The 16499-nt window shown below is 44.1% G+C and carries 17 protein-coding genes; 12 read left to right on the top strand and 5 right to left on the bottom strand.

Features of this window, described 5'->3' with window-relative positions; genetic code table 11:
• Nucleotides 1–3: 3 nt before the first annotated feature.
• On the bottom strand, nt 4–1755 hold the full coding sequence (locus tag IGJ05_RS14580; RefSeq protein WP_266166635.1) for an ABC transporter ATP-binding protein: 1752 nt from the start codon (nt 1753–1755) through the stop codon (nt 4–6).
• Nucleotides 1756–1814: 59 nt separating this feature from the next.
• Complete coding sequence (locus tag IGJ05_RS14585; RefSeq protein WP_266166633.1) at nt 1815–2669, bottom strand: MarR family winged helix-turn-helix transcriptional regulator; 855 nt, start codon at nt 2667–2669, stop codon at nt 1815–1817.
• A 202-nt stretch (nt 2670–2871) separates the two neighbouring features.
• Here IGJ05_RS14585 and IGJ05_RS14590 point away from each other — a divergent pair, with 202 nt between their 5' ends.
• The 4 genes from IGJ05_RS14590 to IGJ05_RS14605 all read left to right on the top strand — a co-directional run bounded on the left by IGJ05_RS14590 (nt 2872) and on the right by IGJ05_RS14605 (nt 5697).
• The gene (locus IGJ05_RS14590) at nt 2872–3477 is read left to right on the top strand and encodes an NADPH-dependent FMN reductase (RefSeq protein ID WP_010748988.1); all 606 of its coding nucleotides are present in this window, start codon (nt 2872–2874) and stop codon (nt 3475–3477) included.
• A 36-nt stretch (nt 3478–3513) separates the two neighbouring features.
• Nucleotides 3514–4035 (top strand): NADPH-dependent FMN reductase, encoded by a 522-nt coding sequence (locus IGJ05_RS14595; RefSeq protein WP_010748987.1) that lies wholly within the window; start codon nt 3514–3516, stop codon nt 4033–4035.
• Between the two features lie 226 nt (nt 4036–4261).
• Nucleotides 4262–5095 (top strand): glycosyltransferase family 8 protein, encoded by an 834-nt coding sequence (locus IGJ05_RS14600; RefSeq protein WP_010748986.1) that lies wholly within the window; start codon nt 4262–4264, stop codon nt 5093–5095.
• Between the two features lie 134 nt (nt 5096–5229).
• Complete coding sequence (locus IGJ05_RS14605) at nt 5230–5697, top strand: TspO/MBR family protein (protein ID WP_010748985.1); 468 nt, start codon at nt 5230–5232, stop codon at nt 5695–5697.
• A gap of 47 nt (nt 5698–5744) precedes the next feature.
• Here the strand turns inward: IGJ05_RS14605 and IGJ05_RS14610 are convergent, their stop codons facing one another.
• Nucleotides 5745–7550 carry a M3 family oligoendopeptidase gene (locus tag IGJ05_RS14610; protein WP_081116426.1) on the bottom strand — a complete coding sequence of 602 codons (1806 nt, stop codon included), beginning with the start codon at nt 7548–7550 and terminating at the stop codon, nt 5745–5747.
• A 399-nt stretch (nt 7551–7949) separates the two neighbouring features.
• On the opposite strand from IGJ05_RS14610, the gene arcA reads away from it, so the two are divergent.
• The 8 genes from arcA (at nt 7950) to IGJ05_RS14650 (ending at nt 15484) form a co-directional block, all read left to right on the top strand.
• Nucleotides 7950–9173, top strand: coding sequence for an arginine deiminase (arcA, locus tag IGJ05_RS14615; RefSeq protein ID WP_010748983.1), 1224 nt, complete (start codon nt 7950–7952; stop codon nt 9171–9173).
• A 19-nt stretch (nt 9174–9192) separates the two neighbouring features.
• Nucleotides 9193–10212: an ornithine carbamoyltransferase gene (argF, locus tag IGJ05_RS14620; protein WP_010748982.1), complete on the top strand. Its 1020-nt coding sequence runs from the start codon at nt 9193–9195 to the stop codon at nt 10210–10212.
• 17 nt (nt 10213–10229) lie between these two features.
• Complete coding sequence (arcC, locus tag IGJ05_RS14625) at nt 10230–11165, top strand: carbamate kinase (RefSeq protein WP_010748981.1); 936 nt, start codon at nt 10230–10232, stop codon at nt 11163–11165.
• A 41-nt stretch (nt 11166–11206) separates the two neighbouring features.
• Entirely contained in the window at nt 11207–11896 is a 690-nt protein-coding gene (locus IGJ05_RS14630; RefSeq protein ID WP_005230704.1) for a Crp/Fnr family transcriptional regulator, read from the top strand.
• A gap of 63 nt (nt 11897–11959) precedes the next feature.
• Nucleotides 11960–13411, top strand: coding sequence for a YfcC family protein (locus tag IGJ05_RS14635; protein WP_266166631.1), 1452 nt, complete (start codon nt 11960–11962; stop codon nt 13409–13411).
• Between the two features lie 77 nt (nt 13412–13488).
• Nucleotides 13489–13995 (top strand): arginine repressor, encoded by a 507-nt coding sequence (locus IGJ05_RS14640; RefSeq protein WP_005230706.1) that lies wholly within the window; start codon nt 13489–13491, stop codon nt 13993–13995.
• 214 nt (nt 13996–14209) lie between these two features.
• Complete coding sequence (locus IGJ05_RS14645) at nt 14210–14725, top strand: VanZ family protein (RefSeq protein ID WP_010748978.1); 516 nt, start codon at nt 14210–14212, stop codon at nt 14723–14725.
• 63 nt (nt 14726–14788) lie between these two features.
• A complete protein-coding gene (locus IGJ05_RS14650; RefSeq protein WP_081116424.1) occupies nt 14789–15484 on the top strand; it encodes a YoaK family protein in 696 nt (231 codons plus the stop codon).
• A gap of 33 nt (nt 15485–15517) precedes the next feature.
• On the opposite strand, the gene IGJ05_RS14655 is transcribed toward IGJ05_RS14650, so the two are convergent.
• Both IGJ05_RS14655 and IGJ05_RS14660 read right to left on the bottom strand, forming a co-directional pair.
• On the bottom strand, nt 15518–15847 hold the full coding sequence (locus IGJ05_RS14655; protein WP_016608455.1) for an SdpI family protein: 330 nt from the start codon (nt 15845–15847) through the stop codon (nt 15518–15520).
• A gap of 161 nt (nt 15848–16008) precedes the next feature.
• Nucleotides 16009–16491, bottom strand: coding sequence for a VOC family protein (locus IGJ05_RS14660; protein ID WP_010748992.1), 483 nt, complete (start codon nt 16489–16491; stop codon nt 16009–16011).
• Nucleotides 16492–16499 lie beyond the last annotated feature (8 nt).

Genomic DNA, 16499 nt, shown 5'->3' on the forward strand with positions numbered 1-16499 from the left:
CGATTAGTTGATCATTTGTTCATTGACATAGGCAGCATAAAGCGGGTGGTTGTTGATCAATTGTGCATGGGTACCTTGACCGGTAATGGTGCCTTTTTCTATAAAGTAGATTTGGTCGGCATCCACGATGGTCGATAAGCGATGAGCGATCACTAATGTCGTACGTCCTTCCATCAGATGATCCAACGCCCGCTGGACTTTTTCTTCTGACTGAGAATCTAGGCTGGCAGTCGCTTCATCCAGCATCAGCAGCTTGGGATCCCGCAAGAATGCTCGAGCGATGGCGATTCGTTGTTTTTGACCACCAGATAGTTTGACGCCGAGTTCACCGATTTGTGTTTCTAGTTTTTCGGGGAACTCTTGGACGAACTGATCGGCATAAGCCAACGCCAGTCCTTGCCACAATTCCTCCTCTGACAGCGTCCGGCCCAATCCGTATTGCAAGTTTTCCCGAATCGTACCAGCAAAGACCGCACTGTCTTGGGAAACATAGCCGATCTGTGCCCGCCAGTTTTTCAGATCAATGTCAGCTATCGGCTGATCTCCAATCAGCAAGCGCCCGCTGGTGGGCTCATAAAAGCGTTCCAGTAAAGCAAAAATCGTGGATTTTCCGCCGCCGCTTGGTCCTGCAAAAGCAATCACGGTGTTGGGTTTGGCTTCAAAAGAAATGTTTTGCAAAATCGGCCGTTTGGGATCGTAACTGAAATCGATTTGTTCTGCTCGTAAGACTGCGCCATCGATGGCGGCTTTGGGTGCTGCCTGGATCGGCTCCAGCGGCGTATCCAAAATTTCTTGGATCCGTTCCGTAGCACCCATCGCTTTTTGGACTTGTGAAAAGAACATCGCAAACGTCGTTACAGGCGCAACAATATTAAAGAGATACAGTAGAAAAGCGATCAATGCGCCGCTCGTCAAGGTGCCGGCTTGCACACGGATCGCGCCATAACCGAGGATTCCTACGAGTAAGCCCAGCATGGCTGTCGTCATGATTGGCTGCAAAATCGCACTGACTTTCGCATCCTTGACCCCGAGGGTAAAAATTGCCCCAATGTTGCGCCGACCGTTTTCTTGTTCACTGGCTTCTCCGTTGCTGGCTTTGATCAAACGGATCTCTGAGAGCTTTTCGCTGGCATCCGCATTGAAATCGGCGGTCGCTGCTTGCAACTGGCGTCCCAGTTTTGACATGATCTTGCCGATTGGCCACATGATCAAGGTGATCAAAGGCACCGCACTGAACATGATCGCAGCCATCTTCCAGTCCATCAAAAACAAGATGATCATCGAACCGATCAATTGGATCAAGCCAGTGACAAAGCTGGGAAATTGCGAGGTGACTAGTTCTTTGATCACTGACGTATCATTGACGAGTCGCGAACTGCTTTCCCCCGACTTGTGGTCATCAAAATAGCTGACTGGCAAATGCAGCAGATGTTTCCAAAGACGTTCCCGCAACGTTTTCACAGCACTTTCTCCCACATAGCGCAAGAGAAAGCCGCCTAAAGTCCCTACGCCTAATTGCAGCACAAAGGCTAGGATCAAAACGACCAGCATGGAGGTGCTGAACGTGGGGGTGCCGCTGGCATCGACCAGTGTTTTCGTCAGCTGCGGCACGACCAAACTGGCGGCACTTGTGATCAGGCTAAAGAGCATCCCTAAAAGAAACAAGCCTTTTTTAGGATTGACACTGACGATCAGGTGGATAAAGTCTTTCATTTTAAATTTGTTTTTGTTCACTGTTGGTGTCGTTGTTTCCATTCGTTTTCCTCCGCAGCAAGCAAGATGGCTCACCGCTTTTTCTTTTTAATTAGGTGTTATTAGAAATCCTGCCAATCCTCCTCGGCTGCTTCGTCTTTAGAAGCGGAAGTCGGTCTTGCTTTGCGGTCTTGTCCAAACCCGTAGGCATCAAAAAAGTTGCCTTTTACCCATGTGTACCGTGGATCATTCGCCTCGCTATTATCAAACGGCCCAAACGGCCCAAACGGCTCAAATGGTCGATTGCCAACCATGCCGCGATGTCCAGGAAACGGCATTTGCCGCATGGCTTCCTTGATCTGTTTGTTCATTTTGCGTCGCTCATCAACGCCCATTTCTTGCCAAGTATCTTTCATTTGTTGCCTCATTTTTCGACGATCCTCATTCGACATTTCCTGCCAATTTCCGTCCCATTGCTTCATCATTTCTTCCCGAATCTCTTGCATGGCTTGCAAACGATCCATTGGGTCAATAAAGCGTTGTGCCTGCTGTTGGAAGTCCGTCTCCCACCCAGCGGCGATGTTTTCAAGCAGACGAGCAAATTCGGTTTGTTCCTCCTCTGAGAGCCCAGCAAAAAACGACTGACTGCTGGTGGCTTCTTTTTGTGCTAGTAATTTTTCCGCTTTTTTTCTTCCAGTTTCTGTCAGGTAGATTCGTTTGATCCGTTTGTCAGCAGCATCTTCTTTGCGATGAATATCGCCACTATTTTCCATTTTCTTCAATAGTTCCGCTAGAGAGCTTGGCCGTAGGTCTAAGACTTCTGCAAGATAACTTTGCACCAAGCCGTCTTCTAAATTTAAAACGGCCAGGACACGTTGCTGTCCCGAAAGGCGCTGGTTGTTTTGACTCATAAAGGCATTGCTGGCTTCGCTGATAAAACGAAGCTGTTTCATTAAGTGGTCGGTCATTGTACTCATGGTGTACACTCCTTTTGGTTTATCGTTCGGTACCTAACGATATCGATGAGTTGATTATAGTTCGGTACCGAACGAATGTCAATAAGAAGCAGCTGAGAGTTTTTTTCTAACAAAAAGTAAGCAGAATGATTGACTTACTAAAAGTAAGTTTGGTATGCTGAGTCCATCGTTAAAGAAACCACAACAAAAGGAGTACAAAAGAATGGTCTTTGGATTTGGGAAAAAAGAACAAATAATTGAAAAAGAAGTAATTAAAGAGGTGTATCGCACCCCTGAAAAGAAAAAAGCGCAAAAAATCGGGATCATCGTTGGCAGTACGAGAGAAGGCCGCGTGAGTCCGCAAGTAGCCAATTATGTTTTACAAACAGCACGCGCGCATAGCGACCGCTCGTTTGAAATCATTGATATCAAAGACTATGACTTGCCATTTATGGGTACAGGTGAAGTGAACCAAGCGTGGAACGAAAAAATCGCTGAGTTAGACGGCTACCTCTTCATCGTACAAGAATACAATCATGGCATATCAGCTTCCTTGAAAAATGCGTTGGACAGCGCTCGAGAGGAATGGTTCAACAAAGCAGCAGCGATCGTCAGCTATGGTTCGGCAGGAGGGATTCGTGCCGCTGAGCAAGTTCGCTTGATTTTGGCGGAACAAAAAGTAGCCACGGTGCGCACCAATCCTGCCTTCAACTTATTTACTGATTTTGAAAACTTTGCCACCTTTACCCCTGGCGAGCATATGACTGCAGGAATGAACGACATGTTGACGGAATTATTGGACTGGGCAGACACATTTGCCAATCGTTAAAAAAACAAACGAAAACAATCTTAGGAGGAACCTATCATGAAATTTGGTATTATTTTAGGCAGTACAAGAGAAGGACGCGTAAGTCCGCAAGTCGGAGCATATATTCAAGAAATTGCTAATCAACGGTCAGAGCATCAGTTTGAGATCGTTGATGTAAAGGCATTTGATCTACCGTTTATGGGAACAGCTGAGCCAAACCTGGCATGGAACAAAAAAATTTCTGAATTAGATGGCTATATCTTCATCGTGCAAGAATACAACCACGGTTTTGCAGCTTCCTTGAAAAATGCCGTAGATTCTGCTCGGGAAGAATGGTTTGATAAAGCTGCTGGGATCGTCAGCTACGGTTCTGGCGGTGGGATTCGGGCCGCTGAACAATTGCGCAACGTATTAGCTGAACAAAAAGTTGCCACCGTGCGGACCAACCCAGCCTTCAACTTATTTACTGATTTTGAAAGTTTCAGTACCTTCAAACCCGGTGCGCACATGGCGGCGGGTGTCAATGATATGCTAGATGAATTGTTGTTGTGGTCAAAAGCTTTTGCAACGATCCGCTGATCTGTTTTTAAGACACAATCATTTATAAGCGATCCTTTGCTGTTTCATCCCATGGATGGAACAGCTTTTTTGGCGTCTGCCAAGCAAGGGTTCGATTGGCAAGGGTGTTTCACTGAAAGAAAGACCAAAAATCGGGTATACTAGAAGAACAGAAGCTGCGTGCAACAGCAATCGATTTTTTTCCAAAAACCTGCACGCTGCCAGTAACAGAGGAGTGAACAAGAGCATGAATCTACTTTTTGCGATTGATGATCGATTCAGTGAACAATTAAAAACAACGTTATATTCAATCAAACGTCATACGACAGCAGCATCCTTTGATGTCTATGTCTTACAAGAAAAAGAATTGAGCCATGCTGCAGAGCTGGAGGCTTTTTGTCAAAAGCTGGCGATGACCTATCATCCCATCATCATCGGTTCTGGCTCGATTTTTAAAACCGCGCCAGTCAGTGATCGCTACCCTGAGTCGATCTACTATCGATTATTGGCACAAAATTACTTGCCGCAGCAAGTGGAAAAAATCCTGTATCTGGATGCGGATATTTTGTGCATCAATGATTTGCGCCCCTTGTATGAGCTGACGTTAGGGGATTTTCTGTATGCCGCCGCCAGCCATTCTAAGCTGACAGAAGTAACAACAGTCATCAATAAAGTCCGTTTGCGCAATTATGAGTCGGAAGGCTACTATAATTCAGGCGTTTTGCTGATGAATGTGCACCAGCTGCGGCAAGAGGTCAAAGAAGCAGAGATCGCAGCGTTCATTGAGAAAAATCATTTGAACCTCTTTTTGCCAGATCAAGACATTTTGAATGGGTTGTACGGCGATCGGGTGCTGGCGATCCCTGATCAGCTCTACAACTATGACGTGCGAAAAAACCGTACCTATGAAACGATCAGTTTAGGGGAATGGAGTTTGGATTGGGTCATCGAGCATACCGTTTTGTTACATTTTTGCGGCAAAGAGAAGCCATGGAAAAAAGGCTACCGCAGCCGCTACGGGGCGCTATACAAGTATGTGGAAAATGAACGACGGAAGTTTGAAGAAAAACAATCAAAGTAGCTGTCATTGAATATAATTATCTTGAAAGAAACGTCCACACGGGCGTTTCTTTTTTAAGCGTTCTATTCTGCTTTTTTTCGATTCGATGGTACGATGAAATGAGAGAGTCATGAAAAAAAGAAGGAGTGGAGAACATGAAATTTTTGATTTGGCTGGTCTGTGTGATCGGCATCGAAGCAACAGGAATCATCTCGAGTTTGTTTGCAGGAGACATCGCTGGAACGTATGCGCAAATGGAAAAACCCTTTTTAGCCCCTCCTGGTGGGATCATTGGGATCGTTTGGACGATTTTGTATGCCTTTATGGGAACAGCATTGTATCTGTTGATCGTAGCCAAAGTCAATCCAGCGCTTAAAAAGAATGCCTATATCTTCTTTGCGATCCAGCAAGTACTAAACTTCTTGTGGAGTATCGTTTTCTTTGGCTGGAATGCTTACTGGGCAGGAACGGTCATTATTGTCTTGTTAGTCCTATCAGTGATTATTTGTATGATCCTCTTTGCTCGCATCGACAAAAAAGCAATGTACTTGTTTATTCCTTATTTGATTTGGTGTCTGTACGCAGGCTACTTAACGATTGGCTTAACTTTATTGAATGCCTGATAGAAAAACCCTCTTCCAAGCGTCGTGTTGGAAGAGGGTTTTTTCTTTTAGATATAGTCTTCAGTCAATTCCATAAAGCTGGCAACATCTTTTAGGACCATGTCGATCCCTGCTTGCCAGAAGTCTGGTTTTGTTAAATCAACACCAAGGTGTTTTTGCGCCAGTTCTTCCGTCGTCATTGAAGCAGTATCTTGCAATAAAGCAATGTACTCTTCTTCAAAGCTAGACCCTTTTTCATTGGCATACGCATAGATCCCCATGCTAAAGAGGTAACCAAAGGTGTAAGGGAAGTTGTAAAACGGCACATCATCAATAAAGAAGTGCAATTTGGCTGTCCAGAAATGTGGATGATAAGTTGCTAACCCATCCGCATAGCTTTCTTTTTGCGCCGCTGTCATCATTTCCGTGATTTGCTCCGCTGAAACTAAGCCGTTTTGACGGGCTTGGTAGAAGCTGTTTTCAAAAATAAAGCGTGCATGGATGTTCATGAACATCGCGATCGCATTTTGCATTTTGGCATCCAATAGATTGATTTTTTCTTCCTTCGTTGTCGCTTCTTTGAGGGTTGCATCAGCAACGATCAATTCAGCAAAGGTACTTGCTGTTTCGGCGACGTTCATGGCATAGTTGCGGTTTAATTCTGGTAGCTCCCAAAGAACGCTGCTGTGAAACGCGTGACCTAACTCATGGGCAAGCGTCGCTACTTCGTTGACTGAATTGCTGTAGGTCATGAATATACGTGACTCTTTGGTTTCTGGCAAGCTGGTGCAATAGCCGCCAGGACGTTTGCCAGGACGATCTTCTGCTTCGATCCAGCTTTTTTCAAAAGCAACTTGGGCAAAGTCAGCCATTTTCGGACTGAACTTACGGAAGTTTGTCAAAATAAAGTCAGCTGCTTCATCAAAGGTGTAGGTTCTTTCTTCCATGTCCCCAAGGATGATCGGCGCATCTTGATCTTGCCATTCCATTTTTTCTTTGCCGAAAAGCTGGGCTTTGCGGGTCAAGAAATCAACGATCGGCTGTTTGTTCTTTTGGATCGTGCCCCACATAGCATCCAATGTCGCTTTTTGCAGACGATTGTATTCTAATGGTTCTTTCAAGTAATCAGTGACACCGTGAAGCTTGAAGGTAGAAAGGCGGAAGCCGTCTAAATGGTTCAAGGTATCTGCAAAGAGGTCTTCTTTTTCTGCCCAAGTCTTTTCCCAAGTGTCAAATAAACGTGCACGAACTTCTGGATCTGGATCACCCATCATTTTATTGAAGGCTTGACCAGCGGACAAGTTGATCGTCGTGCCGTCTTCTTGAAGGAAAGGAATTTCGATCGAGGCAACGATCGTATCGTAATGTTGGCTCCAAGCATTTAAGCCATCTAAATTTAACGTGTTGATGATGGTTTCTTCTGCTTCAGATAACAATTCTTTGCCGTCGCGACGAATCTCGCTTAGACGAAAAGCGATTGGTGCTAAGTTTTCCGCGGTAAGTAAAGCGGTCCAATCATCCTCAGAAATTTCTGTCAATTTTTTCGAGAAAACGGTTTGTGCTGCTTGCAATGCTGGCAGTTTTGCGTAGAGGTCGCCTGTCAGGATTTTGGCTTTGCTGTCGTTGACATTCGCTGAAAGCAAGGCATTGATAAAGCTGCCACATTGTGAAAATCCCTGATTGATTGTGCCAGAAAGTTCGATTAATTCCTCTAATTTTGTCGCATTGTCTGTAGCGTTTGGTGCCCAAGCGTCAACTTTTTCACGGTAAGTTTTGATTTCTTCTTCCAGCTGGCTCATGCGTTCTTTTAATTGAACAGAATCACTGCCTCCTGGAAAAATTGTTTCTAGATCCCAATTGATTGAATAGGTCATTCCTATCAAACCCCTTTCTTTTCCTACGATCTTATTAAGTATAGCATAGCCACATTTAGTCGCAACCATCGGATTTTTTTAATCGAAAAAGGAAAGCTGTTGGTTGAAAAAGTTCTTTTCTTTCGCAAGCTTTGCCTGCATTGGTCGGGGACGTCAAAATCAAAGAAAAGAACAAAATCGATCATTTTTTCATTCTCATCAAATTCTTATTTAAAAATTGCTGAATAAATATTACATAAAAAAAATAACAACGAGTAAAAAAACGCTCGCAAGAAGATATTCACTCTTTATTGCATAATGACAAATGCTTTGCATAATGAAGGCGAAATACGTCGCTTGGTAAGCGCATACATTCTTGTACTATGTAGGCGTAATCAAAACAAAGGAGGATGTAAAGAAATGTCAAATGCTATTCATGTTTTTTCAGAAATCGGCCGCTTGAAGCAAGTCATGCTCCATCGCCCTGGTCGAGAATTAGAAAACCTCGTGCCCGATCATTTAAATCGCTTGTTATTTGATGATATTCCCTTTTTGGAACAAGCAAGGGCTGAACATGATCAATTTGCCGATGTATTGCGTAATAATAATGTGGAGGTGTTATATTTAGAAGATTTAGCAGCAGAAGCGTTAACTAGTCAAGAAATCAAAGAGCAGTTTATCAAGGAATATTTAGAAGAAACAACGTTACAAAGCCCAGAAATCATTGCTGAAATTACCGATTATTTCTTATCTTTTGAAGATAACCGTCAATTCATCGATAAAACGATGGCAGGTCTAGCGAAAAATGAATTGAAATTGCCCCATAGTCAAAGCTTAGCTGGTGCTGTGGATGACCAGTATCCGTTTTTGATCGATCCAATGCCGAATTTGTATTTCACTCGCGATCCGTTTGCGACGATCGGTAACGGGGTTTCCTTGAATCGTATGTATTCAGAAACAAGACGTCGTGAAACATTGTATGGCAAATACATTTTTGCTCATCATCCAATGTTCCAACAACAGCCACCGCACTTGCTTTATGACCGTGATCAGCCAACACGAATTGAAGGTGGCGATGAATTGGTTCTGTCAAAACGAGTGTTAGCGATCGGGATCTCCCAACGAACAGATGCCACTTCCATTGAACAGTTGGCTCGTAATGTGTTCCAACATGAACCAAGTTTTGAGTACGTCTTAGCTTTTGATATTGGTCAAGAACGCAAATTCATGCATTTAGATACGGTATTTACAATGGTTGATTATGACAAATTTACGATCCATCCAGAAATTGAAGGCGAACTGACCGTTTATTCAATCTCACGTGACGGGGATGGCGTAACCATCAAAGAAGAAAAAGATACGTTAGAAAACATTTTGTGCCGCTACTTAGAATTAGATGCAGTGGAATTGATTCGCTGTGGGGGGAACGATTTGGTCGCTGCAGCTCGGGAACAATGGAATGACGGTTCCAATACCTTGACGATCGCACCTGGTGAAGTCGTGGTCTATGACCGTAACACGATCACCAATCAAAAATTAACTGAAGCCGGCATCAAATTGCATAAAATCTCCGGCAGTGAATTGGTTCGCGGCCGTGGGGGCCCTCGCTGCATGAGCATGCCATTTATCAGAGAAGATATTTAATCTAGAGGAGGAATTACTAATGAAACAAGTATTTAAAGGAAGAAGCTTCTTAGCAGAAAAAGATTTTACGAAAGCCGAGTTAGAATACCTTATTGATTTTTCCATCTATTTGAAACAGTTGAAAAAGCAAAATATTTCTCATCGCTATTTGGAAGGCAAGAACATCGCCCTCTTATTTGAAAAAACGTCGACTCGGACACGGGCGGCATTTACGACGGCTGCCATCGATCTTGGTGCCCATCCAGAATTTTTAGGTGCGAATGATATCCAGCTAGGCAAAAAAGAATCCGTTGAAGATACCGCCAGAGTTTTAGGCAGTATGTTTGATGGCATTGAGTTCCGCGGGTTCAGCCAACAAGTCGTTGAAGATTTAGCCAAATTCTCTGGCGTTCCTGTTTGGAATGGCTTAACCGATGAATGGCATCCAACCCAAATGATCGCTGACTTCATGACGATCAAAGAAAACTTCGGTACATTAGAAAACATTACGTTAGTCTATGTGGGCGATGGCCGAAACAATATGGCGAATAGTTTGTTAGTGACGGGGGCGATTTTAGGTGTCAATGTTCGCATCTGTGCACCAAAAGAACTTTTCCCAGCTGAAGAAGTGACAGACTATGCCAACAAATTTGCCAAAGAATCTGGCAGTCAGCTGATGGTAACAGACGATATTCAAAAAGGCGTCAAAGATGCCGATGTTCTGTATACCGATGTTTGGGTTTCAATGGGGGAAGAAGACCAGTTTGAAGAACGGGTGAAGCTGTTGAAAGCTTACCAAATCAACCGCGAAATGGTAATGGCTACTGGAAAACAAGACGATGGCTTGATCGTGCTTCACTGCTTGCCAGCGTTCCATGATACGAATACGACGTATGGAAAAATGATCGAAGAAAAATTCGGCATTTCTGAAATGGAGATCACAGACGACATTTTCCGCAGTCAATGGGGCCGTCAATTTGAAGAGGCGGAAAACCGAATGCACTCGATCAAAGCAATCATGGCAGTAACCTTAGGCGATCTCTTTATTCCTAGAGTGTAAGAAGGAGCAGTGAGCAGATGAGTGAAAAGAAACCAACGATCGTTGTCGCCCTTGGCGGCAACGCTATCCTAGCAGATGATGCCAGTGCCAAAGGGCAAAAAGAACGGCTTAAACAGACCGTCGAGTATTTAATTCCCCTGATCCAAAAAGATGTTCATTTGATCATTACCCATGGGAATGGGCCTCAAGTGGGAAATTTGGTTTTGCAGCAACAAGCCAGTGATTCTAGCAAAAACCCAGCGATGCCTTTAGATACCTGTGTGGCAATGACGCAAGGCAGTATTGGCTATTGGTTACAAAATGAGCTGAGAATCCAGTTGAAAGAAGCCCAAATGGCTAAGCCGGTGGTGACAGTGGTGACGGAAATTACAGTCGATGCCCAAGATTCAGCATTTGCCCATCCGACCAAACCGATCGGTCCTTTCTTAACGGAAACAGCTGCCAAAGAAGCCATGGCGGCAACAGATGCCATCTATCGTGAAGATGCTGGTCGTGGTTGGCGGAAAGTCGTTGCCAGTCCAGCACCACAAGCGATTCAAGAAGTTGCCAGCATCAAGGCGCTGATTGAACAAAACACGATCGTTATTTGCGCAGGCGGCGGGGGCATTCCCGTGTTAGATAATGGGCTGGGGGTTGAAGCCGTGATCGATAAAGATTTTGCTTCTGAAAAATTGGCTCGTTTAGTCGATGCGGATCAGCTGATCATTTTGACGGGCGTGGAAAAAATCGCTTTGAACTTTGGCAAGGAAAATGAGCAGTGGTTGGATCATGTGACCGCCGCTGAATTGGAAACCTATGTCGATGAAGGGCATTTTTCACCGGGAAGCATGTTACCGAAAGTACAAGCAGCTTTGAATTTTGTCAAAATGGGCACGGAAAAACGGGCAGTGATTACTTCCTTAGATAAGCTGGCAGAAATTGAAGACGCTGGTACACAGATCACCTGGAAATAAGCGAAGTAGCAAAGCAAGTCCAAAACATTGGAGTGAGAGAAATGATCGACTACCAAATAAAAGATCCATCAACAAGAGCGAATAGCTTTCAATGGCTGGAAGAAGAAAATCAACAGCGGTTGAAGGAGCATATTTACTGCCGTACGTACAAAAAAGGCCAAGTGCTTTTTTATGAAGGCGACGTAAGAGATCGGATATTCCATGTGATCGAAGGTCTCGTACGGATCGAAAAAACCGACGGAACTGATTCCTATTGTTATGTAGATTTTGTTGGGCCTGATCAGTTATTTCCTTTGATTGGCTTGTTTGAAAGAGACAACTATGATGTATCGGCATTCGCTGCAACAGACATTGTCGTGCAGTTTGCAGCGATGTCGCTGTTTGAACCGCTGGTTGTTTCATCTACAAGTCAGTTGCTGTGGCTGAATCAGCAAATGAGCCAGCAGTTGGAGAAGCAAAGACGCCGAGTGGAGTACTGTGTCACCTCTAGCGCGCAGACAAGAGTCGTCAATACGATCGGTCTCTTGATGATCGAGCACGGACAGTCACAAGGAGAGCAGATTCGTATTCCTTTTCCAGTTTTTATCAATGATATCGCTAAATACAGTGGAACGACGCGAGAGACGGTCAGTCAAACCATCAAGGCGCTCGTGCACAAAAGAAAGATTTATTATCGTTACAAAGAACTCATTATTTATGACAAAGATTATTTTTCCCATGTTGCGAATTGACCACAGACAGACTAGCTGTTGGCAATTTGCACCTAAGATTGATTCAATAGAGGAGGAACGAAGATGAAAAAAAAGCAAAAAGAAAAAAAGTCGCTGACATCGTTCAGTATCTTATTTCTGATCATTATTGCGTTGACGGTCGCTTCTTGGCTACTAGCTGGTCAGCCCTTTGCACCTTCATTACCAGTAGGCCAAGAAGAGATGGTCAGCCAAGTCGTCGGTGCCAAGTTTTCTGATTTCTTTATGGCGCCTTTTAACGGATTTCGTGATGCGATCGAGATCTGTGTGTTTATTCTTTGTTTGGGTGGCTTTTTGAATATTGTCACACGAACAGGCGCTTTAGAAGCTGGTATTCAGCATTTAGTCAAAAAACTCAAAGGCAACGAGTTGATTTTGATCCCGATTTTGATGGTGTTGTTTTCAATTGGTGGCTCAACTTATGGAATGGCGGAAGAAACGATTCCGTTCTATTCCTTATTAGCAATCACAATGGTGGCATCGGGCTTTGATACGATCGTCGCAGCAGGAACCGTCATGTTGGGGGCGGGTGCCGGTGTGATCGGCTCCACCGTTAACCCTTTCGCTACTGGGGTGGCAATGGATGCCTTACGAAGCATTGATATTGCTCCGAATAATGGCACGATCCTAGTAGTTGGCGCATTGCTTTGGTTAGTCACGACCGCGTATTGTATCTTTGTGGTGATGTCTTATGCAAAAAAAGTCAAAGCCGACAAAGGCTCCACGATCTTATCGCTGCAAGAGCAAAAAGAAATGGAAGAGCATTTTGTCAAAGACACGAACGAAGCCTTGGCGTTTACGCAAAAGCATCGCCTGATTTTGACGATTTTTGGCTTATCCTTTGTGATCATGGTGGTTTCCTTGATTCCTTGGGGCGACTTTGATATCCATGTGTTTGACGGTTGGACCGCCTTTTTGACCGGGAATAGCTTCGGTGAATGGTATTTTGGTGATTTGGCTATGTGGTTCTTCTACGTCAGTATCATCATTGCATTGATTCAAGGATTCTCAGAAAAAGAAATCGTGACCAACTTTATCGATGGGGTCAAAGACATTTTATCCGTTGTCTTGATCATCGTTGTGGCACGGGGGGCTTCCTACATTATGCAAACGACGTACTTGGATCTGTTTATTTTGGATCGGGCTTCCCATCTTTTAGAAGGGTTATCACCTGTCCTGTTCGTAATTGGCGCCTATATTTTGTATCTGCTCTTATCGTTCTTGATTCCATCGACTTCAGGACTGGCATATGTATCGATCCCTATCATGGGTGCCTTGGCGCAAAGCATCGGACTCAATCCGAACGTCATGGTCATGATCTTTACTGCTGGTTGCGGATTAGTGAATTTGATCACACCAACTTCTGGCGTCGTGATGGGCGGATTGGAGCTGGCGCGGGTCAACTATTCTACTTGGACTCGCTTTATGCGCAAACCGTTACTGGTTATCGGAATTTCCAATCTTTCCATTTTAATCTTCTCGATGTTGTTCTTGTAAGCTGCGTTTCAAGAAGTGAACGAGACGGATCAACTATTTCAGTAAGCGAGGCGACTTGAGAGGAGCGGATCAAGTAAATGAAAAAAAAAGAGCGACAAGCAATTATCAAAAAACTCTTTGTCCTACATCGGATTGAGTCTCAAGAAGAATTGATGAATTTATTAAAAAAAGAAAATGTTTCAGCTACCCAAGCCACGATTTCTAGAGACATGCGGGAAATGAACATCGCTAAAACGTATGCCAAAAATGGCCGACCGTATTATTCGATCTTTGAATCCAAAGAGCAGGATCTAGAAGACAGAATTGCGTTTTCGATGTATGAGTATCTAAAAAAGATTACGCAGATTGACTTTTTAGTTGTCGTTCATACGGCTGAAAACGGCGCCGATGTGATCGCCAATTATCTTGATGAAATGGAGCTGCCAGAAATTGTCGGCACGATTGCAGGGTTTGATATTTTATTGATCATCACGCCGTCACAAGAAGCGGCAGCAGAGGTCGTCGAGCGGTTGAATCATTATGTAGAAGGCTACGAGATGGGTTCGTCATTGTTTACTGGAGAAAAAAACGCAAAACAGCCCTGAGAATCGTTGAAGGAGCTGAACGTCACAAGCCCCAAGATCTCACAACCAAACGGGTGACGGCTTTTCATACCGATGGCTATTTTTAAAAAGAAAGAGTGCTTCTAATCTTGACGGAAGCACTCTTTTTTTGTGTGCAATGTCTCCATGGTTTGCTGGAAAAACAGTTGCATCACCAAATGAAAATGGTAAGATAGGAAAATGAGGAGTGAAAACTATGAAAAAATTACTGAAAGAACCGAATTTTTACTTTTGTATTGCAATTGCGGTAATGGTCATCCTCTTTATCAGCTCTTCACAAACCTATGAGCAGCAATCGCAAATTGGGTTGCTTTCACGAATCTTAAAAAACGAACCATTGAAAGAGTGGCTAGAGAAGATTTCTTTTTCCTATGCTGGTTCGGAGATCAGCATTGCGGAAAAAGGCTATTTCTCATTTGTGGAATTTTTCATTCGTAAAGGCGCGCATTTCTTTACCTATTTTGTCCTAGGTGGCAGTTTGTTCTTAACGCTTGTTTTTCGAAAACAGCCGTATTGGCTAGCCGCTTTTTTTGCTTGGTTGGCAGCCACCGGCTACGCTGGGATCGATGAATACCATCAAATGCTGACGGGAGGACGGACGCCGCTTTTTCAAGATGTCATGCTGGATTCAGCTGGAGCACTGACCGCCGTTCTTTTGGGCTGGTTGATTTGTCAGCTATCGAAAAAGTCACCTAAACGCCGCAAAAGATAACGAGTTTTCGGCGTTTTTAAGCGTTAAGCTGTCAGAAAGTATAAAAAACAAGAGGCGAAACCAATGGAAAAAAGTTTGAGTAGTGCCAAAAGAAAATCGGAGTTTGTCGTGCATGAAAGTTTACCGGTGGGGATTCTTCTTGCTATGGCGGGCGGTTTTTTAGATGCGTATACCTACTTGTTTCACGGGGAAGTGTTTGCAAGTATGCAGTCGGGGAATGTCATTTTGTTAGGGATCAATCTTTCAACGGGGCAGTTTGAACAAGCCTTTCGATATCTGCCACCAATCTTCATGTTTTTAGTGGGGATCGTAGTGACGAATTATCTGCAGCATCATTTTCCGACAGGGGGCTGGATCGTTTGGCAAAATGCCGCATTGATCTTTGAAGCAATCGGTATTTTGGTTCTGGGCTTTTTTGCTCGATCATTACCCAATGTCATGATCGATTCGGGGTTATCTTTTTTTGCGGCGATTCAATATGCCGCCTATCGTCGATTGGCAGGGATGCCCTATGCCACCACGATGACCACCGGCAACTTACGTTCACTGGCTGATTATGTGTACATGCGCTGGTTTAAAAAGGACCGATCAGTGACGCCCAAGATTATTTCTATTTCCTTGATCATCGGCGGCTTCTTTTTTGGTGCAGTCTTAAGCAGCTTGCTAGGGATTTTCTTATTCCACCGCACTATCTGGGTGGTTTCAGGGATTTTAGCCTTGGTGTTGGGGATCACGATCCATCATCAAAATAAACAATAGAAAAAAGACATTCGCTGGAATGTCTTTTTTGTCTTACTTTTTGGTGCTTGTGCGTGAATCTTTGAGATACAGTGCCGTTTCTACGAGTAGCGCTGCTAGAAGATAGCTGCCAAAAACGGCTACTTGGTAAAAAGCCTCTGCGATCAGCTCGTTGCGCTGCAATAAAACGACCCCGCCTAGAAAGAGCATCGCTAACAGGGAGAACCACTGCTGGGCAAAACGCCAATTGCTGACACTGGCTGTACTGCGCTTGGTGCGAAAGCCGAATACATAATTGGGTTCTTCTCGGTAAAAGCACCAGAAGACGATGAAAAAAATACCCGTAAAAATCAACAACAAAAGTCCAATATCGATCGAGATCACTACCTTTCACGTGCGATTTGTTGGATAAGTAAGTGAAGCCGCTAAAGATGAGTACATACTTATTGTATCCGCTATGAACGCTTCTATGAAGGGGAACAATCGAAAAATACGTGCTTCTAGCAAAAAAAAACGGATGGCGATTTGCAGCGCCATCCGTTTTTTTATCCCCGTTGAAAAGGGCCTTTTGGTGCAATCAATTCAAGATTGGTGCCGTCTGGATCTGTAAAGTAAGCGACGCCTGTCCCAAAGCCGCTTTTCAAACCGTCTTGTGCTTCAAAAACGATGGGGGTGCCGTCAGGCTCAACGCCAATGGCTTTTAGACGAGCAACGGCTTCATCAATATTTTCGACTTCAAAACAAAGATGCATCGCGCTGATTTGCTCATTGGAATAGCTAGCTTTGTTGGATCTTGGTTCGACGTATTCTAAAAGATCGATGTTGAGATTGTCTAAATGAAGATTGGCATATTTGATCAGTGTATCTGCTAATCCTTGCGTTTGCGCCATGCGTTTGCCGCCGATCGTATCTTGATTGGCGATTTTCTTTCCCGTTAATGCTTCATAAAATTGGATGGAACGTTCGAGATTGCTGACGGTGATTCCAACGTGGTTGACCATTGAAAAGCCTGTGTTTGTGTTTGTCATTATACTTC

The sequence above is a fragment of the Enterococcus sp. AZ167 genome (genome assembly GCF_051714025.1).
Lineage (GTDB): Bacteria > Bacillota > Bacilli > Lactobacillales > Enterococcaceae > Enterococcus_D > Enterococcus_D casseliflavus.

Excerpts from the sequence above, each read along its gene's own strand:
- IGJ05_RS14595 (WP_010748987.1), top strand. The coding sequence starts at position 3,514 with ATGAAATTTGGTATTATTTTAGGCAGTACAAGAGAAGGACGCGTAAGT.
- IGJ05_RS14650 (WP_081116424.1), top strand. The coding sequence starts at position 14,789 with ATGGAAAAAAGTTTGAGTAGTGCCAAAAGAAAATCGGAGTTTGTCGTG.
- IGJ05_RS14600 (WP_010748986.1), top strand. The coding sequence starts at position 4,262 with ATGAATCTACTTTTTGCGATTGATGATCGATTCAGTGAACAATTAAAA.
- IGJ05_RS14630 (WP_005230704.1), top strand. The coding sequence starts at position 11,207 with ATGATCGACTACCAAATAAAAGATCCATCAACAAGAGCGAATAGCTTT.
- IGJ05_RS14610 (WP_081116426.1), bottom strand. The coding sequence starts at position 7,550 with ATGACCTATTCAATCAATTGGGATCTAGAAACAATTTTTCCAGGAGGC.
- IGJ05_RS14585 (WP_266166633.1), bottom strand. The coding sequence starts at position 2,669 with ATGAGTACAATGACCGACCACTTAATGAAACAGCTTCGTTTTATCAGC.
- argF (WP_010748982.1), top strand. The coding sequence starts at position 9,193 with ATGAAACAAGTATTTAAAGGAAGAAGCTTCTTAGCAGAAAAAGATTTT.
- arcC (WP_010748981.1), top strand. The coding sequence starts at position 10,230 with ATGAGTGAAAAGAAACCAACGATCGTTGTCGCCCTTGGCGGCAACGCT.
- IGJ05_RS14660 (WP_010748992.1), bottom strand. The coding sequence starts at position 16,491 with ATGACAAACACAAACACAGGCTTTTCAATGGTCAACCACGTTGGAATC.
- IGJ05_RS14645 (WP_010748978.1), top strand. The coding sequence starts at position 14,210 with ATGAAAAAATTACTGAAAGAACCGAATTTTTACTTTTGTATTGCAATT.
- arcA (WP_010748983.1), top strand. The coding sequence starts at position 7,950 with ATGTCAAATGCTATTCATGTTTTTTCAGAAATCGGCCGCTTGAAGCAA.
- IGJ05_RS14635 (WP_266166631.1), top strand. The coding sequence starts at position 11,960 with ATGAAAAAAAAGCAAAAAGAAAAAAAGTCGCTGACATCGTTCAGTATC.
- IGJ05_RS14605 (WP_010748985.1), top strand. The coding sequence starts at position 5,230 with ATGAAATTTTTGATTTGGCTGGTCTGTGTGATCGGCATCGAAGCAACA.
- IGJ05_RS14640 (WP_005230706.1), top strand. The coding sequence starts at position 13,489 with ATGAAAAAAAAAGAGCGACAAGCAATTATCAAAAAACTCTTTGTCCTA.
- IGJ05_RS14580 (WP_266166635.1), bottom strand. The coding sequence starts at position 1,755 with ATGGAAACAACGACACCAACAGTGAACAAAAACAAATTTAAAATGAAA.
- IGJ05_RS14590 (WP_010748988.1), top strand. The coding sequence starts at position 2,872 with ATGGTCTTTGGATTTGGGAAAAAAGAACAAATAATTGAAAAAGAAGTA.